The organism is Bacillus sp. AFS015802 (assembly GCF_002561455.1).
Lineage (GTDB): Bacteria > Bacillota > Bacilli > Bacillales > Bacillaceae_B > Rossellomorea.
Genome location: NZ_NTUP01000066.1, coordinates 126,843 through 150,553, shown reverse-complemented (window position 1 = coordinate 150,553; position 23,711 = coordinate 126,843). Strand labels below are relative to the sequence as shown.

General features: G+C 37.0%; 23 protein-coding genes. 6 read left to right on the top strand and 17 right to left on the bottom strand.

The annotated features are described in order from the left end of the window. Positions 1 to 274 precede the first annotated feature (274 nt). From CN378_RS18055 to CN378_RS18045, 3 genes are read right to left on the bottom strand one after another with little or no spacing between them, the layout of a single operon-like run. On the bottom strand, positions 275 to 2,071 hold the full coding sequence (locus CN378_RS18055; RefSeq protein ID WP_098353882.1) for an asparagine synthase-related protein: 1,797 nt from the start codon (positions 2,069 to 2,071) through the stop codon (positions 275 to 277). 17 nt (positions 2,072 to 2,088) lie between these two features. Continuing rightward, entirely contained in the window at positions 2,089 to 2,481 is a 393-nt protein-coding gene (locus tag CN378_RS18050; RefSeq protein WP_098353881.1) for a lasso peptide biosynthesis B2 protein, read from the bottom strand. After that, the gene (locus CN378_RS18045; RefSeq protein ID WP_098353880.1) at positions 2,474 to 2,743 is read right to left on the bottom strand and encodes a PqqD family protein; all 270 of its coding nucleotides are present in this window, start codon (positions 2,741 to 2,743) and stop codon (positions 2,474 to 2,476) included. Before CN378_RS18045 ends, CN378_RS18050 begins: the two co-directional genes overlap by 8 nt. A 464-nt stretch (positions 2,744 to 3,207) precedes the next feature. Between CN378_RS18045 and CN378_RS18040 the strand changes: the two genes are divergently transcribed. Beyond that, positions 3,208 to 4,485, top strand: coding sequence for a tetratricopeptide repeat protein (locus tag CN378_RS18040; protein ID WP_098353879.1), 1,278 nt, complete (start codon positions 3,208 to 3,210; stop codon positions 4,483 to 4,485). Between the two features lie 243 nt (positions 4,486 to 4,728). On the opposite strand, the gene CN378_RS18035 is transcribed toward CN378_RS18040, so the two are convergent. From CN378_RS18035 to CN378_RS18005, 7 genes are all read right to left on the bottom strand, one after another. Beyond that, positions 4,729 to 5,763: an ABC transporter permease gene (locus CN378_RS18035; protein WP_098353878.1), complete on the bottom strand. Its 1,035-nt coding sequence runs from the start codon at positions 5,761 to 5,763 to the stop codon at positions 4,729 to 4,731. Beyond that, positions 5,764 to 6,633, bottom strand: a complete 870-nt coding sequence (locus CN378_RS18030; protein WP_098353877.1) for an ABC transporter permease subunit — start codon at positions 6,631 to 6,633, stop codon at positions 5,764 to 5,766. It abuts the gene before it with no gap. Positions 6,634 to 6,891: 258 nt separating this feature from the next. Continuing rightward, a complete protein-coding gene (locus CN378_RS18025; protein WP_098353876.1) occupies positions 6,892 to 8,163 on the bottom strand; it encodes a helix-turn-helix domain-containing protein in 1,272 nt (423 codons plus the stop codon). 336 nt (positions 8,164 to 8,499) lie between these two features. Further along, complete coding sequence (locus CN378_RS18020; RefSeq protein WP_098353875.1) at positions 8,500 to 8,784, bottom strand: hypothetical protein; 285 nt, start codon at positions 8,782 to 8,784, stop codon at positions 8,500 to 8,502. 62 nt (positions 8,785 to 8,846) lie between these two features. Next, positions 8,847 to 10,202, bottom strand: a complete 1,356-nt coding sequence (locus CN378_RS18015; RefSeq protein ID WP_257141218.1) for a replicative DNA helicase — start codon at positions 10,200 to 10,202, stop codon at positions 8,847 to 8,849. After that, a complete protein-coding gene (locus CN378_RS18010; protein ID WP_179884969.1) occupies positions 10,153 to 10,434 on the bottom strand; it encodes a hypothetical protein in 282 nt (93 codons plus the stop codon). Before CN378_RS18010 ends, CN378_RS18015 begins: the two co-directional genes overlap by 50 nt. Before the next feature lie 29 nt (positions 10,435 to 10,463). Next, complete coding sequence (locus CN378_RS18005; protein WP_098353872.1) at positions 10,464 to 11,309, bottom strand: hypothetical protein; 846 nt, start codon at positions 11,307 to 11,309, stop codon at positions 10,464 to 10,466. Positions 11,310 to 11,540: 231 nt separating this feature from the next. Between CN378_RS18005 and CN378_RS18000 the strand changes: the two genes are divergently transcribed. Then, positions 11,541 to 12,152 carry a hypothetical protein gene (locus tag CN378_RS18000; protein ID WP_098353871.1) on the top strand — a complete coding sequence of 204 codons (612 nt, stop codon included), beginning with the start codon at positions 11,541 to 11,543 and terminating at the stop codon, positions 12,150 to 12,152. A gap of 103 nt (positions 12,153 to 12,255) precedes the next feature. Here the strand turns inward: CN378_RS18000 and CN378_RS17995 are convergent, their stop codons facing one another. Together CN378_RS17995 and CN378_RS17990 are read right to left on the bottom strand one after the other, a co-directional pair. Further along, complete coding sequence (locus tag CN378_RS17995) at positions 12,256 to 12,531, bottom strand: barstar family protein (RefSeq protein ID WP_098353870.1); 276 nt, start codon at positions 12,529 to 12,531, stop codon at positions 12,256 to 12,258. Between the two features lie 86 nt (positions 12,532 to 12,617). Continuing rightward, positions 12,618 to 13,451 carry a bacteriochlorophyll 4-vinyl reductase gene (locus CN378_RS17990; protein WP_098353869.1) on the bottom strand — a complete coding sequence of 278 codons (834 nt, stop codon included), beginning with the start codon at positions 13,449 to 13,451 and terminating at the stop codon, positions 12,618 to 12,620. Positions 13,452 to 13,658: 207 nt separating this feature from the next. Between CN378_RS17990 and CN378_RS17985 the strand changes: the two genes are divergently transcribed. Further along, positions 13,659 to 16,814, top strand: a complete 3,156-nt coding sequence (locus CN378_RS17985; protein ID WP_098353868.1) for a DEAD/DEAH box helicase — start codon at positions 13,659 to 13,661, stop codon at positions 16,812 to 16,814. A gap of 63 nt (positions 16,815 to 16,877) precedes the next feature. On the opposite strand, the gene CN378_RS17980 is transcribed toward CN378_RS17985, so the two are convergent. Genes CN378_RS17980 through CN378_RS17970 form a run of 3 tightly spaced genes read right to left on the bottom strand, consistent with a single transcriptional unit; the run spans position 16,878 to position 18,089 of the window. Beyond that, a complete protein-coding gene (locus CN378_RS17980) occupies positions 16,878 to 17,522 on the bottom strand; it encodes an HNH endonuclease (protein WP_098353867.1) in 645 nt (214 codons plus the stop codon). Further along, positions 17,519 to 17,773 carry a phosphorothioated DNA-binding restriction endonuclease family protein gene (locus CN378_RS17975; RefSeq protein WP_098353866.1) on the bottom strand — a complete coding sequence of 85 codons (255 nt, stop codon included), beginning with the start codon at positions 17,771 to 17,773 and terminating at the stop codon, positions 17,519 to 17,521. Before CN378_RS17975 ends, CN378_RS17980 begins: the two co-directional genes overlap by 4 nt. A gap of 28 nt (positions 17,774 to 17,801) precedes the next feature. Further along, complete coding sequence (locus CN378_RS17970) at positions 17,802 to 18,089, bottom strand: hypothetical protein (protein WP_098353865.1); 288 nt, start codon at positions 18,087 to 18,089, stop codon at positions 17,802 to 17,804. Positions 18,090 to 18,287: 198 nt separating this feature from the next. Between CN378_RS17970 and CN378_RS17965 the strand changes: the two genes are divergently transcribed. From CN378_RS17965 to CN378_RS17955, 3 genes are read left to right on the top strand one after another with little or no spacing between them, the layout of a single operon-like run. Then, positions 18,288 to 18,476, top strand: coding sequence for a DNA modification system-associated small protein (locus CN378_RS17965; protein ID WP_060674971.1), 189 nt, complete (start codon positions 18,288 to 18,290; stop codon positions 18,474 to 18,476). A gap of 27 nt (positions 18,477 to 18,503) precedes the next feature. Next, positions 18,504 to 20,519 (top strand): DNA sulfur modification protein DndD, encoded by a 2,016-nt coding sequence (gene dndD, locus CN378_RS17960; protein WP_098353864.1) that lies wholly within the window; start codon positions 18,504 to 18,506, stop codon positions 20,517 to 20,519. Between the two features lie 7 nt (positions 20,520 to 20,526). Then, complete coding sequence (locus CN378_RS17955; protein WP_098353863.1) at positions 20,527 to 20,892, top strand: hypothetical protein; 366 nt, start codon at positions 20,527 to 20,529, stop codon at positions 20,890 to 20,892. A gap of 128 nt (positions 20,893 to 21,020) precedes the next feature. Here CN378_RS17955 and CN378_RS17950 read toward each other — a convergent pair whose 3' ends face one another. Next, the gene (locus tag CN378_RS17950) at positions 21,021 to 22,085 is read right to left on the bottom strand and encodes a DGQHR domain-containing protein (RefSeq protein ID WP_098353862.1); all 1,065 of its coding nucleotides are present in this window, start codon (positions 22,083 to 22,085) and stop codon (positions 21,021 to 21,023) included. Then, the gene (locus CN378_RS17945; protein ID WP_179884967.1) at positions 22,078 to 23,673 is read right to left on the bottom strand and encodes a nucleotidyltransferase family protein; all 1,596 of its coding nucleotides are present in this window, start codon (positions 23,671 to 23,673) and stop codon (positions 22,078 to 22,080) included. Before CN378_RS17945 ends, CN378_RS17950 begins: the two co-directional genes overlap by 8 nt. Between the last annotated feature and the right edge of the window lie 38 nt (positions 23,674 to 23,711).

Below are 23,711 nucleotides of genomic sequence, written 5' to 3'. Positions count from 1 at the left end.
CACAGTAGTGGGCACCTAGGATTACTATGAAATCATATTGTTATACAGCGCTTATTGTTTATTTAAAAAATTAACCTCTTGCGTAGAATTCGCAGTAGCTTTCCGGGCATTCTGCATATTGTGATACGAAACCACCTTTAGTTAGTTGAACTGCACTTCCTAATAATACAAATGTTGGAGCTGTGTAAGTTTTTTTCATCGTTAATCATCCCTTCGAAATTTTATGTAGGTGCCCACTACTTTATAAATAAATAATTATTTATTTTTATACAATTTAACCTAATCTTTCCCTTAACCATACTTCTGCAGAGAGGGTTCTTGTAATTGGAACAATATCAGAGTAATTATTAATCTTGCCCATATAGAACTCTTTAATCGTCTTTTGGAATTGTTCACTATCTACAAAATTTAAACTTTCTAACGCCTCTAAATTCAAGTGATTCTGAAATCCACCCCACTCTTTTTTAATGCCCTTGGTTATCAAATTGCTATGACCAGCTTTTTGTCTTCTATTTCGTATTTTATCTGGAAGGATTCCTTTAGATGCTTCTTTTAGAATGTATTTATCATATTTGGGATTTTGCTTTAAATGGACGGGAATATTTAATAAGAATTCCATTAAATCAATATCCATAAAAGGATACCTTGTTTCAACACCAAACTGTTTTGAAATGTACTGAGTCACCCATTCGTGACCAGATTGATAAACGATACCATCAAAATATTTTTTTCTTGATTGGTCATCCCAGCATACTTCCTCTTGATTTACATCATTAAATGAACTATTTTTTTTCAGCCACAATGGGGCTTTAACATTAATACTTTTCGGTCTCCTAGAATACTTTAATAGTAATGATCTTAAAGTATATTGTTCTCTCCAAATTCCAAGGTGCTTAATATATGAATTTAATTGGAAGGTAGAAAGTAAGTTATATAAGTAGTTTAAATTACCCATTAGCACGTGATCTCCACAATGGCCACTAACTAAAACCTTTATATTACTTTTTCTAACCGCTCTTGGAATAATTGATGAAAGGCTATATCCGTACAAAGGATAAGGCTCATCTTGTTCTCCAAAAGTATTCAACCCACCTTTAAAGCACCATTCATCACTACAATCGAAGAAGTGTTGTTTAGTGGATGGATAGTATCGCAAAACTTCCTTTATATATTCAGTTTCATCTGCATCAGCATTATTCTTGAAAGTATAAGAAAAAGTAGCTGCATTAGATGGAGATACAAACTTATGATAATTAGCATATGAGTAGATGCTTGAGGAGTCCAAGCCACCACTTAAAGAAAAACCTATCTGTTGAGGTTTACTTGGTATACTTCTTTTTACAGCAATTTTGAATAGTTCTCTAAATCTTTCTATATAGTCCACTTCATCTTTATACATTAAAGGATTATTAGGAAATGAATAATATTTATTTTTAGTGATCTTTTTGGAGTTTTTTATTAATATTATTTCTCCAGCTTCTACTCTAAAGAGGTTATTATATGCAGTATCTGCATATGCCCCTGGCTGAGAACCAAGGTATTTTTCAATATAAGACAAATTAACTTCAAGTGGCATAGAGTTCTTTAGTTGCTTTATTTCTGTAAACCAGAAAACTTTGGTGTCACTTACATAATAAAACAACTGTTTCAACCCTATAGGGTCTTTCACTAAGCAGACTTGATCATTCTTTTCATCATATAAAGAAATAGCGAATTGGCCTTTTAAATAACCTGGAAAATCATTTTTGAATTTGTAATAGAGGAGACAAATTAACAAATGGTCTGTTATATCATAAGAATTTTCCACATTAAGTAATTTACATAATTCATCTTTATTATCCACTTTACCATCCATGCAAATATACAATGTCCAATCATTTAGGTTATATCTAATTGCTTTTTTTTCATCTTGATACTCAATAAAGTCGTTAACAAATCCTAAACCGACCTTTTCAGTTGTTTCCCAAGATACTTCACCTTCTTCATAGGTCGTGCTAAACATATTCAACATAAGTTTTGTAATAGCTTCTTTATGAAGTTTTTCTGATTTTACACCTGCAATTGTCCCCAAAGTTAAAACTCCCTTTGTTATATGCCCATAATTATTTTGTATTTTTGTTTTACGTAATCATGATTATCATTTAATACTCTTCCCTTAAATTCAATCCAAGAATGAGCCTCAAACTCCCCTTTGGCTATCCCTACTAAAAGATCCACCTTTATACCTCTCTCCACAAGCATTGAGTAGGCTACAACTGATTTATGTAGACACAATGCTTTATCTTTCAAAGGATGCTTTATTCTCACACTCTCTAATTTGTTACAAAAACTAACAACCTCTTCAACCGTTATATCTACTTTATGCCGTTTGCATTTCATTTTTTTCATCTTGAGTTTTTCCATAACTGGCTTAATGCCATGTTTATCGAGTGCATTATAGTAATAATATAAAAGAATGAATATTCTAATATTTCTAATCATACTCAACCTGCAATAAAGCCTCTTTTTTTAACTGATTTACAAGTCTTTGTGCATCTGCAATCAATCTAACCTCATCTACATCATATTCAGTAACAAGTTGTTCTACTGCCTTCTCTATATTTGGTTGTTCCAATATTTTTTCAAGAATATTTCCCGCAACATCATCTAAGCTATAATACAAACTATTATTGTAGTCAAATAGAGTTGTAAATCCTTCATTCTTTTGAAGATACACTCCTTCTGCCAACGCTATAGATTTCATTAAAATAATCACCTCAACTGATCTTAATATTTTCTATTATTACCGTTCTTTAAGTACTCCTACAATAACTAAACAATAGTATTTATGTACATTAAGTACTATTTAATAAATTTGTTTAGAATTATAAACTATTAATATTAAAAACCTTTGAACAAACATGATCCAAAAAAGTTAAATAAAATAGCTAATTAGCTTTCTTGGCCAATTGGAGGGCTCGTTCTTGGCCATTCTTCATCAGCCTTGGTGTTAAACTCGTTATATTTCCATGTTCCTAAAAAAATTAGTAGAAAGGAAAGTAATGCGATAAGTAGTATTTTATTTCGTTCCATATTTACCTCCATAATTGTTATTATTATTAACATTTCTAAAATTGAATAAATATGTTATAATTTACTAACAATTTAAATATAACCATATTAGAATTTTCTGTCAATACTTTTTTGTAAAAGGTGGCTCGTTTTATCATGAATTCTGTCGGAATAAAGATTAAAGAAATACGTACCAAAAAGAAGCTTACCCAAAGTGACTTGGCGGATGGCATCGTCAATCGCAGCTATATTAGTCAAATTGAGAAAGGGCAGGTACAGCCCTCCATTAAGTTGTTAAAAAAATTTAGTGAGCGGTTAAAGTGTGATATTAATGAATTTTTAGAAGATCAGGAGACTCCCGCTTTAGTGCTGGATGTAAAAAAAGCTCTCTCTTCGTTAGAATACGCTGTGATCAACGGGGACTTCTCCACGGTAAATGAACAGGTGATTGAAGTTGAAAAATTCCAAGAAAACTTGCTTAACAATGAAAAAGCACTACTCTTCTTCTGTAAGGGAAAAATCCAGGAAATGCTGTTTAAGAATACGAAGAATGCCATCCAACTATATGAAAAGAGTTGTGACCTTTACTCAGGAGCAAATAAAGAAGAACGACTCCGAAGCACAAATCATTTAGTGAATCTTTATATTGAACATAATGAAATACACAAAGCATTTGAATACCTTGATGAGTCCTATAACGAATCCATTTATCATAAACTCAGTGGCACTGAAAAAATCGCACTACTCATTAACGTAGGAAGTGCTCATGCAAGATTAGGAGAATATTACTCTGCCATCCGCTTCCTGAAACAAGCGATAGAAAGCAGTAAGAGGACGTCAATCTTCTACCAAACCGGAAGAGCATACATGGTACTGGGGCTATGTCAAAGGCGGATACTAAACTATGAGGAGGCTCGGAAATCATATGAACATGCGGTATTTTTCTTCAAAGAATCTGAAGATCTTTTAAACCTGGCAGGTACGTATACAAACCTTGGCATTCTAAATAGATATGATACACAAATTGAACGCTCTATTGAATATCTGCAAAAAGCTCACAAACTCTATCAACACTTAAATGATGACATTGGCTATTTAAACACACTTTATGAAATGTCGGTTTGCTATTCAGGTGATGAACAATATGGAAAAGTAAAAGAGTACTTTACTCTATTTATGAAGAAAAGCAAAGAACGTAATCATTCTCCACAAATGTTTAAAATGCATGTACTGATGGCGGATGTGTATATTTCAGATGGGAACACTGAGGAAGCAATCAGCCTCCTGGAACATACACTTGAAATGACTGAAAAGGTTGAACTTAAACAAGAACTTTATGAACGAATGGGCAAGATCTATCTACAGCGAGACGAAAAAACTAAAGCCCTTGCCTGTTGGGAAAAATATTTAACAGTTGATGATGAGAGGAATTAAATAAGTGGAAAGTGCCTTTAATTGTTCCAGTAGGCAAGGGGGATAGGTAGAGTGGCTCTCTGGAGAAAAAGAGTAGTAAGAGAATTAGCCAGGAAGAAAGCACTCTTTATGTCTGAAAAAAGCGCCAACATAAGTCCACTCCCTTTAGATAAAAATAAAGGATGAACGAGAAAACCTCTCATTCATCCCTTTTCTAATTTGTTATGGATTTTTTAATAACTTTATATCCATGCTCCGCCACTTTTACAGTTGATGGTATCTCTTCACTTTATCTACTAAAATAAAATCATCCTCACGAGTATTCGGGTTTTTTTCTACTTTAGATACCTGGCTAACTATTCGGTTTCCCTCTACGACCTTTCTATACGAACTCTCATATACGCTCTCCAAACCGTTCAAGATTAAATTGATAGAGATAATCGTTAAGGCGAAAAACGTAATAGGAACAAGGACGATAAAGGGATGAATATAGAGGGTTTCAAAATAATCACCAATCAAACCGGACCACTCAAATGACAATGTTTTAGGGGGATCCTGTACCGGTGAGAAATCTATAACCGTTCCTCCGAAAAACATCTTCAACAATCCCAAATGCGCCAGAATGATTAATATTTGATTGAGCTGCTGGATGAACAGGATGATGAGTTTCTGCACGAGATGCTTCCATACATGAAAGACAATAATCCGTAAAGTACCTGCGCCTAGAGTCCTGGAAGCTAGTACAAATTCTTTATTCAGGATCTTTTGAGTTTCTTTGCTTATGTACAATATAACGCTGGGTAAAGGCAGCAATACCAATATCATTGCTTCAAAAGAAGCCCTTAAGTAAAAAGGTTCACCAAACCCATCAATGGGCATCGTCAGGACGTTTATCAAGATGAAATAGGCCATCAGGGTGATCGGTATGACTGAAAACGTACTGAGAAAATGCTCTGTGACTTTAAAGGTTTTGTTGAGATATCCACTGAAGAGTGTTCCGATTACAGCTCCCAGGATGATTTGAACTAGAGCAATGCAAATGGAAATACCCATTGTATACTTAGCTCCCTCTATAATGACATGGAGCAAATCATTCCCACTGCCGTCGGTTCCCAAAGGAAACGCTAAAGATGGTTTAAACGGTGCGGTTTCAACGAGTTGACCATTTTCGTATTTCGCCGTCATTTGTCTGATATCCCCATCATTAAGAACTGTGTTCAAGAGACTTGCCACTAGCATCACACTAATAAAAAGAAATCCAACCAGAAATCGTTTATCTTTGAATACAAATCGAATCAATCAGGCTCCCCCCTTTTTTATCACATTTGGCACAAATAGTTCATAGCACTGGAAGAGAAGAAAGATAGGATAATAGATGAAAGAGATACCAATGAAAAAGACCTCTGGATAAGGGTATTGCAGAATGAATGACATAATGCCCGGGATATTGAACAAATATTCCACTATTAATAAATTCGTCAAGAAAAACAGGATGATGGTTTTTGAATAATGAAAGAGCGAATAAACCGTATTCCGGAACACATGAACCAATATCATTCTTTGGAACGATAGACCTTTTGCCAAAGCGAGATTGGTATAACTTTTTGTGAGTTCTTCAAGGATTTGGGTAATCAATAATTTTGTGATGATCATCGTTGGGGTGATACTCAATGAAAGGATCGGGAGAAAGATCGCCTGCTCCTCTCCATAAGAGGCAAAATTCAGAAACTGTATATTGGTTTTCTGGTAAGCCCATACAATAAGAATCTGCAGTAAAATAATATTAAAAATATCAGGGACGGCTTGGATATAAGTAAAAATCTCTTGAAAAACATTAATCACTTTTCGTTTAAGGTTCACAATGGTGAACGCAATAATGAGCGCTATGAAAATGGACACAATCAATGATCCCCCAACAAGAATCAATGATTGTACTAATGGTGGGAAGATGGTTGGAAAAATGGGTCTGAATACACTTCTGCCTGTACTGAATTCCAAATCTTGCAGTGAGGACAGACTCGTCAGCAGATCCAGCATTTTTTGTCCATAGGCTGAAAAATCAGGTTTAAAGTCATCGAATAAATATGGGACACAGCTTATACAAATGATTGCGCTTAATGAGGATACAATCTTCCAGATAAAGGACAAAACAGAATGAACGATTGGCAAATCTCCACCTCTTTTGATTGTTTATGAATATACCTACTCTTTCACCCTTCATTTTACGTTTTTCTTCCCTGTAATCAATATCGATTGAAGCGGATTCAAATAATTGAACAAGAAATGTCTTCTCTTAGACGAATTTCTTTGTGCCGAGAGGTTTCACCTCATAAACTTGAAGTGTAGCAGTCCTTTCATATAGAAAACCGACGGCAACGAGTGAGCCTCCGGTTTAAATAGTCTAAGCTGCTTTTCCTTTTTTCGGACCTAAATCTTAACCCCAGTATTCTTCTGTATCGACTTCACCAGTAATTCTTTCCCTAACTGAAAGTAATAGGATGACTTCTTATATCTTGATTGCTCCACATGGTATTCCCCTAAATAATCACAAAATCCCGATAAGGTGAGATACTTATTCTGCTTCATGAGTTCAGGTATGATGGTCTTCTCCATTTCCCTATCCAATTTTTCAAATTGGTCCCCAAGCATCAAATCGAAAAATATGTATTCAGAACCTAGTGATTTCAAAGATGGATCCTGTTGAATCGCAAGATAAATTTTGCTCAGACATTGTGCCGCCTCACTCTTCCTGCCCTCCTTACAATATTCTTTCACCAGAGAGAGTACGATGCGGGCACTAGTATAAGAATGAAAATTGGATAATTCACTATAAAGCTCCTGCAATAACCCAAGAGCCTCGTCATGCTGCCCCAATATACTGTATAAGCTACTAAGGTTATGTATAATGGGGTGCAGCATTTCTTGATAATCAATTTCTTTCGCCAGGGTGTGGGCTGCCTCATAATGTTCAAAGGCCAAATCATAATGAAAATTTCTTTTATGGCAAATGCCTAATAGGATGTGGCAATCTACACATTTGGTTAACATATAGATGGTTTGATAACTGGATAATGCCATTTCTGCGTATTTGACAGCCGTTTTCGTATCATTGTTCTTACTATTCACAAAGGAAAAGGCATAGTAGAAATCCGCAAGTTCTAGTGTAGAAAGCTCCAAAAAGGAAATGAATTTTTGAGCTTCAATGATATTGGTTACGGCTTCTCCCATTTTCCCTACATGGTAATAATAATAGGCGCTATGTTTAAAGAAATAAAATCTTGTCTTTAAAGGCATATCGATTATCTTCTCTGTTAAATTCATTAGCTCTTTCCTTACTTGAGCAAGCATATTTTGTTGAAGGGAATACTGAATACGGAGGACTCTATACTCAAGGTGTATCCCTTCATTAATAAAGTCTTTTTCTTGAAAAAAATGATAAAGATTTTTAGATTCCTTCTCATCTCTTTTCATAAGAGTGATATTCCATTTGGTAAGAAGCTCCTGTATACGGGTTAAAGCATTCGTCTCTTCAATATAACCAAGCCGATTTAACAATAATTGCATGGTTTCATCACTAGGCTGCAGAATCTCATTCTCAATTTTAGATAAATAAGAAACGGAACAGATCCCTTTGGACAACTCCTCCTGCTTCATCTGTTTTTTCTTTCGCAGGTATCTCACTTTATGACCAATCGACATATGTTGAATTCGGGAGCACCCCCTTCATACGACTTTCATACTATTTTACCCTAGCAAAATATTATTTTCTAATGAGAATTACTTATAATATGTCATTTTCCTACAATTTTTACGAACTTTCTACTTCAAAAAATTGAACTAAAAGATTAACAACACCAACTTTAGACCAATATTTTATACGTTACTTTTTTATTTATTGAATAATATATGGTTGAACGAATAGAGAAGCTAGATAGTAGGCTAGGGGGAAATAGGCTGATCAAAAGATATACCTGTATAGGGAAGCATGGGAGTTCTTGTGCTTCCTTTTCATCCATACAAAACCTCAAACCCACCCTAACTCCTCACCCAACTCCCCCCACTCACCCTCTCCCTCCCAATCAATCCCCCAGCCTCCACCACACCCACCATATCCATCATCACCGCAAACCCCTCATCCACTCCATTCACCACACCAGCCGCCTTACACCCCTCCCACAACTCCCGATAACTCACCAACACATACCCATCCCCACGCCTCTCCCGCTCCTCACCCAACAATTCCACCAACACCCCATACACCTTCAAACTCTCAACCCGAAAATTCAACTCATTCCCCTTCGCATACTCCGTCACCAACATCCCAATCCCTCCCTATTTATCATCGCCTATCAGTGAGCCAACGGACCAGTCCCCCGCCCCACTCAAACCGAAGCAACAGAACCGTCCCCCTGCTTCATCCATCCCCCACGGAACCTCCCAAACTCCTTCACAAACTCCAACTTCACCGTCCCCACCGGCCCATTCCGGTTCTTCGCAATCTTCACTTCCACTTCCTGACCGTTCTTCGAATCCGGATAGTAATAGTCATCCCGGTACAGAAACAACACCACATCCGCATCCTGCTCAATATTCCCCGAGTCACGCAGATCCGACAGCCTCGGCCGCTTGTCATCCCTGGACTCCACTCCCCGCGACAACTGAGACAACAGAATGATCGGGATCCCAAACTCCTTCGCCATCCCCTTCAGCTGCTTCGTAATATGCCCAATCGCCAGATCATGCCGATCAAACCGCTCCTTCACCGTGATCAGCTGCAGGTAATCAATCACCACAAGAAACGGCTCCGTCGGATACTCTCGCTTCAGATTCATGATCCGCTGTCTAATCTCCGGCAGGGTAATCATCCCATTCTGCGAGAGTTCAAGCTTCGCCTTGTACACCGCATTCATCGCCCCGTGCATCCTCGGCATCTCATCCTTCGTCAAATACTTATAGGGATTCTGCCATTTCATCATGTTAATATCCGTGATACTTGAGAGAAGTCGCTGCATGATCTGCCTCGAACTCATCTCTAGGGAAAACACCATGCTCACCCCTTTCTCCCTCGTGCATTCCCACGCAAGCTGGATGGCAAAAGCCGTCTTCCCCATGGAGGGTCTCGCCGCCAGGATGATGAGCTCCCCTTCCTTCCACCCTCCCGTCAGCGCATTCAGGCTCTCGAATCCCGTCGAGACACCGGGAAGTCCGTCCCTCTCCATGTAAAGAGATTCATAGAGATCCATGATGATATCGTCCTTCGTTTCTTCGTCGATCGTCGCATTCGTATGCATGTCGATGAGTGCTTTGTAGAGGCCCTGAGCGGATTCCGGGGTGTAGGCGTTCAGGAAATGATTGGCTGAATTCTTGATGAGGCTCAGTTCGTAATACATCAGGACAATCAGTTCATACTGCTCGATGTTCACCGTCGTCGGGCAGTAGTTGGCAAGCGCGAGGAGAAACTGGACCCCACCCACATTCTCAATGTCATCCCCAAGCTCTTCCAACAGCATTACCAGATTAATTTCCAGCCGCTTCTTCTGCAGCCCCCTCATCGCTTTAAAAATAAGGCGGTTCCTCACCAGGCTAAAATGCTTCTCCTCCAAGGTCAGTGTATCCAACACATCCGCATCCAGGAGAACTGCTCCAATGATCATGCTCTCCGCTTCATGCAACTCCCGAAGCAGCTGTTCATCGTGCCCAGGGTGGTGCAGGTCGTGTCCACTCGTTTCGTCGTTCATTCTCAATTCGTCTCGCTCCTTCTTTTTCCCATGCATCCATGGTTTCTAGTATCGTCGTTTCCTCCACCGGCGGTTCATACAGCTCAGAAATCGTCGGCATGTGAGGACTCACCTTGATATGGGCTTCAACCCGCTTCTTCACCTCGTGATAATCACAGTTCTCCAGGTGCTGAAACCACAGCTTCGCCCGATCATGAGTGAGCAGCCGCTGAGGATAAGCTCCCTGGATCACCTTCATAAGCTCCTTAAACTCATGGAACGTCATCCCTCCGTCACAATCTCCTCAAGCCCTTCCAAGAGGTCATCGATGTGCTCCATGGATTCCCGAGGAGAAATGTACCCCTCAAGGGCCTTCTCCAAATACTTCGGACTGTTGATCGTCAGCTTTGGATTGATGCTCTGCTGTCTGTCAAACTCCTCATCCATGAACACAATCAGCTCCTCCGTCGACAACTCGCTCAAGCTAATCCGCTCCATCGCCACATAATCCATCGGCGTCAAGATCAGTCCTCTCTCCCTCCTGCCAATGAAATGCCCGATCAGCGCCTGCAGCCTCTCTTCTTCCTTAGTGCCGTTAAGGTTGGTGGTGGTCTCCTTCTCTTCTTTCTCTAAGTTCTTAAGTCTGTTTGCAGGTTCTCTCCGCACCTGTTTCACGTCCTTTTCGCCGCACGAAGACATCCCGGAACCAGCCCCATCATCAGGCTGGTCACCACCGGATTCCTCACGTCCCTCTTCCTTCTTAGACATCCCCATCCAACTCAAATACTCCCCACACGCGAAATCCTTCGTCGGTCTCAGCGTAAACACATACCCATGCTCATACTTCTCCGCCTTCAACCAGCCATCTCTCTCCAACCGCTTAATCGAACGCTGAATCCGCGAATGCGAATACTCATCAATCTTCTTCCCATTATAGAACCACAGATCCTCCCGCAGCTTCCGGAGCGAACGCACATACTGCCTCTCCCCAAGCACCACACCCCCAACCTGAACCCCGCCTTGATACGTCGCATTCAACAGAATCAACACCAACAACCGAAGATCTTCCGGGTGATGAAACGTCTCCTTATCCAACACGTCCTGCTCCAACTTTCTCCATCCACTCATCACAATCACTCCTATTTCGTTTTGGTTTCACCCTTTATATAGGGAGATGGGAGTGAAAGGGACACCCTATGGATAAATTTTTTATAAAAAAAACATTCGGGTGGGGTCCGAATGTTGGAAGGAGGACATATGAACTTAATGAATACGCCATTTAATGGCATGAAAACCCTTGAACTTTCATCTATATAAATTAGACTTAATGTAAGAACCATTTCGAGAGGAGGACCTTATGTGCAAAAGAAAACATTCACATTCAAGCTGTCTGATGACGGATATTATGAGCTCCTTAGATACATGCCCTACTTTAGAAAAGTTTACTTGTTTGGAAACATAGGAGTGTACGTGATTTCCATAGTATTCTTTTTGTATTGGAATCACGAATTTCAAGAATCAGCAAGTACATCTTCCCCAGTGATGTTCGCATTTATATCGCAAGTGATGGTCCCAGCTCTATGGGCGTTTGGTTTATCCCTTGTCGTACACCTCGTGTTGTATTTCTACTTCCGCTTCAGAATCCATGTTTTCCTAAAACAATCAGCCCGACGTTTAAAAGAGAAGTATCAGCCAGCAAATAATGAGGTATACATGATTGTGTTTGATCAGGATCAAAGTGCCTTCTTCCTTGGAAATCGACAACATAGGATTGGGATTGGCCAGAATTTAAAAGTTGTATCTACTTTTAAATATCTTCTTTTTTATGATGGGGATGGGAAGTCTCAGGATAAGTTTTATATTCCTAAGGATGGGGATCAAGGACATCAGGAAAATGTAGCTTATATTACGGATTACTTAGAGAAAACCTCCGGGGTACAGTATGAAGAAAAAGGAAAAAGACCGTCGTGAATCTTTAGCGACGGTCTTCTTCCTTTTTCTATTTCTCCTATACATGAAACTGATTAACTACAGATATCAATATCATAAAAAATAACCGTCTTCATGTAAAAACTCATTTTTCCTCAAAAATAAAATCGCCTTCCAGCTCTCCTTGTACTTCCTTAAAAAGCTGTAAAATCTTTTCTGCGTCTTCACCAATATGAGCTTTACTCATATCAAAGTTCTCCCACACCAGTAATAAAGGAAACTGGGTAAAACCAGTCAGACAATCCCATAACGCATTTAGGTTTTCACCATAGTAATCAGGTAAATCCAGTTTCCGTTTAATATACTTATGAAACTCCTGCATTGTATGAAAATCTTCACCATTTATTATTACTTTGTTCATTGTTACACCACCAAATAATAGTGAGGTTTTTATTCTTCTTGAATGCGGATCATAATCTTACAAAATTGTAATGAAAAAATGCTTTATTAAACGGAAATGTCTTTTTTATCTTTCTCTTCATCCTCAACTTCTTCAAAATCAATAACAATAATCTCTGGAAACTCTTTTCGCATTTCATAATACTCTTTTTTAACTTCTTCTTCTGTCATCACCAAGGTTTCTGATAACGTTTCTGCAAGCCTTTTACCCATAGGTCTCATGGTAGTATACGTTAGAGATCCTGAAATAACTCCCCCAACAACGGGAATGACTTTAGAAACACCTTTTGCAAACGAATCTTTAGTAAGCTTTATCCCTATAGAGGCTAAAACCTTCTTAATAATTGGATAATATAGTGTTTTAGTTAATGCTTTTTGAGGCAATTTTTTCAATACATGTTTAGATAGGTTTGAAGACAAGAACTTTATGGCTGATTGGGATCCCCCCCCCCCGAACATGACACCTAAGAAAACAAGGATATTATCACGTGCTTTCTCAGTATCTAGGTGTTCCTCCAACCATAAGTCGTGATGACCATATAAATAGGCCAATTCTTGTGCTAGCCTCATAGCAATTCCATAGAATTGAATGACATCCCCAGGGATAGTCCCTGCCATAGCAATGCCCCCTGGCAGCCCTGCTCCGAATGATAGTGAGGTACTAGTCAATGTCCTTTTGTGGATGATTGACTTGGCAATGTTATCGATTTCCTTCCTCGTCACCCCTGCCCCATATGGACCCTTCTCCATGATCTCCCTTAGCTCAGAAGCACCCTTTCGCTTGGAGAAAACTTTTGTCAAAAACTCTTCTCTGGAAACCTTCACCCCTGGCAGACTTAAAGATTTCTCAAGAATTAATTCGAGTTTGGTATTTTCAGTCATTTAGTACACTCCCATATTAAAAGTATTGTCTTTTTAAAAAAAGTTCACTCTGTTCCAGTGTAGTAGCTATCATTCTATTATTTGAAGAACAAGTCCAATAGTTCCAGAAACTCTTTAAGCTAGCTTAAAGAGTTTCTAGTTCCTTACCTGAATTAACATCTATGATATGATTATACCAAATAAATCCAGAAAGAAGTGTCCACCACCATGCTCAAACAAGGGATCTACGAACAAATCATTACCCAAAAGCTCCAACAAGAACTATCCAACACAGACCTAGACATCGAAATCGGCCGTACCCCTATAGACGTAGAAGAAGCCCGTAAAATGCTGTCTTCCTACATAAGTTCAGTAACAAGAAACGCTCTTAAACATGTGCGCGATCAAGAAAAAGATGATCACGATGCTCTCCTGAAACAAATCGAAACCTGCAACGAGGTTATCGACACGCTGAGCCGTAACCTGGATCAACAAGAGTTCAACTCTCTTAAAATATCAGAAGAAGCTGAAGTATTAACGCACATCTATTCTCGAGTAAATTCCGTAAGAAGTATCCAGCAGCAAGAAGTCGTCCGTCCCGTCACCCCCATCTCAGAAAGTTCGTTATTCACAGGATCGAGCTATGAACCCAATATGCTAGGTGAACTAAAAAAAGAAATCCTCTCTTCGGATTCCATCGAAATGCTCGTGTCATTTATTAAGTGGAGTGGCTTGAGAATTATTTTAGAAGAATTAAAGACGTTTACCGAAGGAGGAGGCAAGCTTCGCATCATTACCACCTCTTACATGGAAGCGACGGATTATAAGGCGATTCAGGAACTCAGTAAGTTATCCAATACGGAGATCCGAATTTCCTATGATGTAAAACGAACTCGTCTTCATGCCAAAGCTTACCTGTTCAAACGAGATACCGGCTTCAGCACAGCTTACATAGGATCGTCTAACCTATCCAACCCTGCTCTCACTTCCGGTTTAGAGTGGAATGTGAAAGTCACCGAAAAGGATTCCTTTGATGTACTAAAAAAATGTGAAGCAACGTTTGAAAGCTACTGGAATGACAAGGAGTTTAAAGCGTTTAATGGAGAGAACAAAGAGGATACGCACACTCTACGAATGGCTCTTGAACGAAGTAAATTTGAAGTGGCCGAAAGCTCTGTTCAGTACATCTTTGATATTCAACCCTATTATTATCAGAAAGAAATTCTCGAGAAATTACAAGCCGAACGAGACATTCATGGAAGACATAAGAACCTATTAGTCGCAGCAACGGGTGTGGGTAAAACCGTCATTTCTGCCTTCGACTATAAACGGTTCAGAAAAGCGAATGGAGGAAAAGCAAAACTCTTGTTTGTGGCACATCGAGAAGAGATCTTAAAGCAAAGCATGGATACCTTTCGTGCCATACTCAGAGACCCGAACTTCGGAGAAATGCTAGTAGGAACCCACCAGCCTTCCTTACTAGATCATCTTTTCGTCAGTATTCAAAGCTTTAATAGCAAACAGCTTCACACCCACATAGAGAGCGACTATTATGACTTCATCATTGTCGATGAATTTCATCACGCAGCAGCAGACTCGTATCAAAAGCTGCTGGATCATTTTCATCCTCGCATTTTATTAGGGTTAACAGCCACACCAGAACGAATGGATGGCAAAAGCGTTCTTACCTACTTCGAAGATCACATCGCCGCAGAAATGAGATTAACCGAAGCCATCAACCAGAAGTTATTAAGTCCATTTCAATACTTCTGCGTCACCGACACCGTCGACCTCTCTCATCTGAAATGGTCACGGGGTGGCTACGATACGAAACAATTAGAAAATGTCTATACGTCAAACGATTTAAGAAGCAGTCAAATCATTCAAAGCGTCGAGAAATATGTAACCGATTTGAGTGACGTCAAAGGACTCGGATTCTGCGTTTCCATCTCTCATGCCCAATACATGGCCGACTTCTTTAACCAGTCAGGCATTCCTTCTATTGCTCTACATGGAGGATCAGACAAGTCCACTCGGATGGAAGCACAACGATTACTTGTCACAGGTGATATCAAATTCATATTCGTCGTCGATCTATACAATGAAGGAATCGACATTCCAGAAATCAACACGGTACTATTCCTCCGACCGACGGAGAGTTTAACCGTCTTCCTGCAACAACTAGGTCGCGGACTTCGCCTAGCAGAGGACAAAGAATGCCTAACTGTACTCGACTTCGTAGGAAAAGCTCATCAGAACTACTCCTACGAAGAAAAACTCCGGGCACTCATCGGCAAATCCAAGCACTCTGTTCAACACTATGTAGAAAATGGATTCTTCAACCTACCAAAAGGCTGCTTCGTCCAACTGGAAAAACAAGCGAAGGAATACATTCTGCGAAACATCAAATCAAGTGCCAATACGAAGGCAAACATCATCTCAAAACTAAAAACCTTCGAACAAGATACCGATCTACCATTGTCATTATTCAATGTATTAACACACTATCATCTAGACCTGTACGATTTTTATGGTGGAAACAAAAACAGAAGCTATCACCGATTACTCGTTGAAGCTGGGATCCAAGAAAACTTCACATATGAAAAGGAAAAATGGACCACCAGTCGTCTACCGAACCTGTTCCATCTCAACTCAAGAAAACTTCTCTCATTCCTCCTCACTTATATAGATACGAGAGAAGTGAACGGGAAAGCAGAAGAACTCATGCTTAATCTTTTCTACTACTCCTTCTATCAAGCACCCCCTGCAAAAGAAGGACTTTTATCGATTAAAGAAGGAATCGATAACATACTCGAGCACCCCGTCTTTCAAGACGAAATCAAAAAAATTCTAGAAGTTCTATATGAATCCCTAGAAACCATTGAAATGAAACCAAACTTTGACTTCACCTGCCCGCTGCAAGTACATAGCCAGTACTCCACAGCCCAAATCATGGCAGGATTCAACTATTACAACGAAGACCAAAGTCCAGCCTTTAGAGAAGGCGTCAAATACTTTAAAGACAAAAACCTAGACATCTTCTTTATCACTCTGAACAAATCAGAAAAGGACTTCTCACCTTCTACTCTATATGAAGACTACGCGATCAACGAAACCCTCTTTCATTGGGAGACCCAAAGTAGAGTGAGCGAAGAAAGCCCCACTGGTCAGCGATATATTCATCACCGTCAGAACGGTGGGAAAATCGCTTTGTTTGTAAGGGAATATAAAAAGGAAAAGGGGAGCATTCCTTCCCCATTTGTTTTCTTGGGGACAGCGAATTATATTAAGCATTCTGGAAATAAACCGATGAGTTTTGTTTGGGAGCTTGAAGTGGAGATGCCTTCTTATTTGGTGCCGCGGGCTAATAAAAATATTTTGTAACTATGCATAAAATCCATACTCTAAGTTTAAGAGTATGGATTTTATTATTAGCTATCAACCTTATTAATGCATAAAAATATACTCATAATGCCAATCCAGATATCTCGCTTCAGGCATCTCATCTTTAAAAGGAAAAATCTCTTTCCCATTAAATGATTCAATAATTTCAATGCTTTGATGGTCTCTCCCTACAAATAGTGGAGAAACTTCTATTGTTAAGTTTTTAGGCTCAATCGTAATAGCCCCTTTATCAAATGCCCAATGATGAATTTTACAAAGTGATAGTCCATTGTGGACAATGTCTGGTCCTTTTTGAGAGAACCATTTAATATGTGCACCATCTAATCCAAAGTGGCTTTTATTAAACGTGGCATTAAAGCCGCAAATTGCACACCTGTACCGAAAGTTAGAAAGGACTTTCTCTGCAAATTCTTTATTTCGAGGTGGTCTAGTTGAGATAGGGAAATAAACCGGTAAGGATAAACTTGAAAGAATATCTTCCTGAATTGTTTCTGGCCACCACTTCTTTAGAATAAATTCCGTAGCAATCGCTCTAAATTCCCTAGATTTATTTAACATTTCAAATATATCCCCATCTAATGTAACATAGGTCTCACTATCTCTTAAAATCTTAAGAGACAGATCCCTTTTATGACTCATCTCTAATCCATCAGGTAAGTGAATGTCCCAAAAAGTAGAACTGTTCATGTATTGAAAGGGTTTGGTTGGTTTGGTTTGGGGCCACTTTTATTGGGCCGAGCTCCAAACGAAATGATCAATTCTCCAAGTTCTTTTTCTAATTCAACAAAACGTATTTTATTTTCGGCAATTGTCTTATTCTCAAATTTGGAAATCAACAGAAGTAAACATAGCGGCTTCTTAAGTGCTGGCTTCCCACCACTGATGTTTAAATTCATCATTTCTATCTGAATTAGAAATCGGTCTATTGTTTCCTTCATAAACTCCCCTACCTCTTTAGAAATGACTTTATCCTCTGGGCTGAATTATATATTCTCCGTACTCATCATGGCTCATTTTTTCATCTTGATTAGGACAGCTAAAAAAGACTATTCCTTCATCAAAGATATCCTCATTAATTAGTGGACTTAATGTTGTATTGCACTGAATGCATGTTTCAGGTTTAAAATTTCCATCTCTTTCATTAACCTTTTCAATGAAACAACTCTCACAGTAATATACGCTTTCCTTTAATTTTCCAAACTCATCTGTCTCTATTAAACTATTTTCATTCTTACACTTACTACACTTCTTCATATCACTAACTCCTTTATATAGTTGTAATATTTTCATTTTAAGTTCATACCTTCACAAAAATTCAACAAGGCAACAGGTTACAATAATAAGGAATAATTTGTTATATTACAAACATGTAACTACGAGTAATGTTATAGTAATATTATTAGAGGGACCTATTTCCCTTTTCAATCCTATTATAGTATTGGGTGGTAATTCATGAAAGATATGAAAAGACGAGAAACAGAATTAATGTCTAAGGTTTGCACACGAAACAATGTCCCTCCTAAACTAGGAAGGTTACTAGTAAAGCTTTCAGAAAGAGAAGCTTACGAAAATAACAGTCAACAGACCAGGATTAAAGAATACCAATCTTTAATAGATTTTCACTTTAAAGAAAATCAATAATGACTTAACCACTGGAGGTGAACGAAGATGCTATTGAAAAAACTAGAATTTGTTAATTATAAGACCTATTACGGTCATCAAGAAGTGGATCTTTATATCCCTGAAGATGAAAGAAAAGAGAACGGCAAAAATATTATTCTACTCGGTGGGTTAAATGGTGCGGGAAAAACAACTATTTTGAAAGCGATTCTATACATATTGTTCGGTAAACGTGGAATGACAGAAACCGAGTATAAGAGATTGTTCTCCAACGTTATTAATAACACGTTTTTTGATGAAGGAGGACGTGAGTGTCAGGTCTCATTGTCTCTGGAAACGGATAAAGGTGAAGAGTGGAATCTAAAAATAAAATGGTATTTTAATCGTGATAAAACCCTATCTCATGAACAAAGATCTCTTGATGTTAAAAGTGCCGGTTCGAAGTTTAAACGTACAGTTCAAATAGACAATATTGATGTTTTTAATAAATTCATCGATAAAATTATTCCTTACCATGCAGCTCCATTTTTCATATTTGATGGAGAAGAGATTAAAGATATTATTCTTCGCCAAAATAGTCAAGAAATGAAGGATGCTATTCACAAAATTACAGGGATGGAATCTTACAAGCAGCTATTAGAGGATTTAAATACTCTTAAGCAATCAATTGAAAGACAGCTAGCACGTTCTGTTAGTCATTCTTCAATAAAAAATGCAGAAACTGAACTAATTGCATTGGATGATTCTATCGCAAAGTATGAAGCTAAGAAAGAAAAAATCCGGATTAAATTAAGAAGTCAGCAAGCTGCAGTAGATGATGCTAAAAATGCTCGAAATGAAAAAATGAGTAAGAACTCAAAGTCTCGTGAAACGATCATAAAAAAGCAAACCAAAGTAGCAACACAGTTAGAAATGGCTAAAAAAGATTTGAACACGTATTACTCAGATAATGTACTATATATCATTTTAGGGAATAAAATCAGCAAATTAAAAAATAGAATTAAAAAAGAAAAAGAAATAAGTCAAAATAGAATTTTGCAAAACGCATCCCTTAATCCTTATCGGAACTTTATGGACAAATTATTGAATCAATCTATAAACCCTCCACTTTCTCCAGTTCAGCTTGAACAAATAAAAGAATTAGGGAAAGAAATTTGGATAAAAGAAAATGATATCAGAATTGATGTGTCTGATGATTTTGAGGAAATACATGATATATCTAATAAAGACTTCAGTTACTTAAGTTCATTACCGATGAAAGATAAAAACCAGGTTACCAATTATATTAATAATATTGAAAGATTAACCCAGGAATACAATGGGCTTGAGCTAGAAATAAGAAATGCTCCAGAAGCAGTAAACCTAGAAGTAGAAAATGATACAATTGATCGGTTAACTAAAATTGTAGGAGAATTAGATTCAAAACATAGACTAATCAACAAAAAGCTTCGAGATCTATTAGATCAAAGAACAGCACTAAAGAATAAATTCACTCGTCTAAATAACCAAGACTCTAACACTGAAGAACTTCAAGAACGACTTCAAAATGTTACGAATACCATTGCCGCTATGAAAGAATATGTAACTGAAGTAACAAAATTGAAGGCAGAACATATCAGAGATGAATTTTCAAGTATGTTAAAAGTTCTTTTTAGAAAACAAGACGAATTTGGCAAGATCGAGTTCGATATCAACACATACTCTGTCCGACTATTTAGCGATCGGATGCAAGAGATTAGTATACAAGAACGCTCCGCAGGTGAAATGCAAATGATATCCTCTGCACTCATTTGGGCGTTAACTAAAGTCTCAGATTTATCTTTACCAATGGTCATAGACACTCCACTTGGACGACTGGATAGTTATCACAGGAACCATTTAATTAATCATTACTATAAAAACTTAAGTGAACAAGTGATCATCTTATCTACTGATACAGAGATCACAAGTGAGTATGTAAACTTAATGGAGCAATCTTCGTACAAACAATACATGTTAGATTACGACGAGCGCAAAAAATATACAGTCATTAGAGATGGCTATTTCGATTTTGTTAGGGTGTGAAAAATAGATGTCTAATAAAAGAATGTCCTTATCTGAAGAAGGAAAGCAAATACTAGATGATGTGGTAAATCTTTTAGAGGTCGACCGTCCTCATGCTATAAAGATTGCTTTAGCTAAAGGTATTGCAGTGTGTACGAATCCTTCACTAGAAGCAATAACTGGTGGGAATAAATGGACGATCCCTGATAATATCATTAAAGAAAAAGAGTTCATTTTGTTTAAACACCTTATCATTAATGAAGCTGAAAGATCACTGAATGATGAAGAGTTACATCAATATATGATTGCATATATTGAGTATGGACTTAGAACAATCAAAGACCTAAAAAATCAAAAAGCATCAATGGAAGACGTAAGATTAATGGTACTCTAAGATAAATCCATATTTTTTGTTATTTATTATTAAAGGAATACCCTACTTTTTTGTAAAAGTGAGGTATTCCTAATTAATATATACTTTATGAAAAATTATAACTAAGCTCTAAATATTTACAGTTACCATTATTCTTTCAGTTCCCCAGTTTCTATATATTTTGCTATTTTACTAAAACCCGATGCTGAGTTGTATCCACTTAATTTTCCGCCAGATATCCAATCTTGATATGTTGCGGGACTTTCATCTATAATCCCTATGAAATTCTCTAAAGTCTTATTCAGACTGTAATTAGCATTAATATAACAATTATTTAAGACTAAATGCAAAGAATGAACACCTATACCTTTTTGCAAATTATATTCTTTCTTGAAACCCTGAGTATCCGTGAAACAGTTTGACCATTTCTTATAAATGACATTCCATGATTCTACTAGTAAATTAAAAATCATTGTCGAAAGTTCCTTTATATCATCTATTGATTTAATTTCTTTATCTTTTAATATGGACTTAATTAAAGGAAAAAGAGATGTATTAAAAGCGTTAATACTAATAATATTGTTGTATTCATTAGGGCTAGTTTTTATTGAATGCAACCATTGAGGAGACTTTAATGAGTTGTTTAATTCTAATGTAACATTAGTTGCAATTGACTCTATTACTTGTGAATGCTCATTTAAAAATTCCGCATTTTCATTTCGGTTTTTATCTCGCAGTCTTATTGCTAGGTCTGTACTTACTTTTTTCCCCTTACTATTAATGTCAATGAACGTATTGATTTCATGAAGACGCTGATTTTCATTTATTTTCAAAATTATTACTGGAAATTGAAAGTTTCTCATTTCCATAAATCTATTCTCATCTATTTTATTTAAATACTTAAACCCTTCAATTCTATGTTGACCATCTACTATTCTTATCTTACCATTTATTTCTAATAAATTTTCACTTAATTCTTTAATTTGATCCTCACTAACCGCTGCTAAAATCGCAGAAGGAAGTATTGGGTTTTCTTTCTTTAAATATTTTCCGATATTTCTAAAATGAGGTGGTATGGGTGGACGCTGATAACCGTCATCTGTCTTGGGATCATACAAATCTATCTTGTAGTGCTCTATTAAATCTTCTATTGTTAGACTAACCATGTACATTTCAAGGCCAAACTGCTCTAGTTTAATATAATTTCTATTCAATTACTTCTTCCTCCTTGTCCTCACCTGTGTAGTGAAGGAGTTTATACAGTTCTTCTTGATTATTAATTTTTTTCTTTCTTTCAAGTATTTCTCCCAATTCTTCATAATTCACCCACGCATTCCATGAATTGTCATCATCGAGCGCTCCCTTTAATTCTTCAATTTCGCTAATTAATATTTCTTTTTGTGGGAATAAATAGAACCTTACCTGTATTTTTATCAACAAACTTATTATCTGTTTAGTAACACTTTTATGTTGTGGCTGTTCTTCTATTTCAGAAATCACATCTTGTAAAGCAAATTGATGATACTTAATAGATTCAATAATAATTTGACTGATGTTTTTTTGATGGACCTCTTCAATAAAATAGTCTAGCTTTGAATATTCAATAAATACATCAATTAACGCTTCTAAAATTGTGTCTTGCATTAGTTCTCTTATTGGAATTTCCAATTCTGAACTTAACTCGTTTGAATAGTGAGAAATAAGTATTACTCCAATTTCTTCAATCGATTCAACGTACTCTTTTTCAATTAATGTTTTATATATGCCAACGAAACAGTGCCAGAACAAGTCTTCCTGCTTAGATAGCTCATCAATTTGCTTAATTAATTTTTGGTATATTTCTTTGGACTGAAGGTCAACGGTATTAAGCTGAGCTCCAGAGAATTCAAAACTATCACTATTAAGTTCAATAGATGATATTTTATGAAAAGCCTCATTAGTCTTCTTTAATGTTTCTTCAAAGGTCTTACATTTAAAGAATAGTAACTGGGATATGATTGTGTATACCTCTCTCAGATCAATTTCAGTTTCTAATATTTCTGTAACTTTCGGATGAATTTTTTCATACATTAATTTTGCAAGTATTTCTCTCATTTCTTTAACTTGGCTAATTTGGTCTTTCGGAGAAAGCTGCTCCTTCATTCCTGTAAGTTGGGTATCAATATTACTTAGTAAATCATTTATAGATGCCATCATTGTTGAATAAAAATTCGAGTTAATGGTGTAAGCATAATTTTTATAGAATAATAAATGTTCAAGTTCTCCCCAAAACATGTGTGTTAATGATTTTATCTGCAATTCAACATTTATAGATTCGTTTGAGTCGCATACATATTTTAGTGGTATTCTATAGATGTCATTTCCATTTTTTTGCTCTTCAGGTTGTTTGTTTTTAATAAATGATATATAGGGATATTCTTCTAGTTTTTGCTCATTAGTAACTAGATACTCTTTATCTTCTACCTGTTTACTAAATTTTAGAACAAGATTATTATAGATTTCTTTTTCTTCCTTATTTAAGAAGCAGGTAACCCTAATTCCAATAATATCAGGAAGTTCCTCTATAAAAAGGCGTGAGTCATTAGGGTATCTATTATAGTAATTTTTCCTAACAATTTTCTCCCTTAAGCTTTCATTCCCTTTTACACGTCCACTAATGGTAAAGTTATACAAAGAAGGTGTAGAATTTAATATTGATTCTAAACTTGAACAAATTTCATCAGTTAAAAGGTTTAGACTCTCTCTTTTAGAACTTAGTATGCCTATACTTTCCTCTGTAAAACCCTTAATCTTTTCATGCAAAATAATTATCTCCTCTACTTCTTAAGATTAGAATTAAC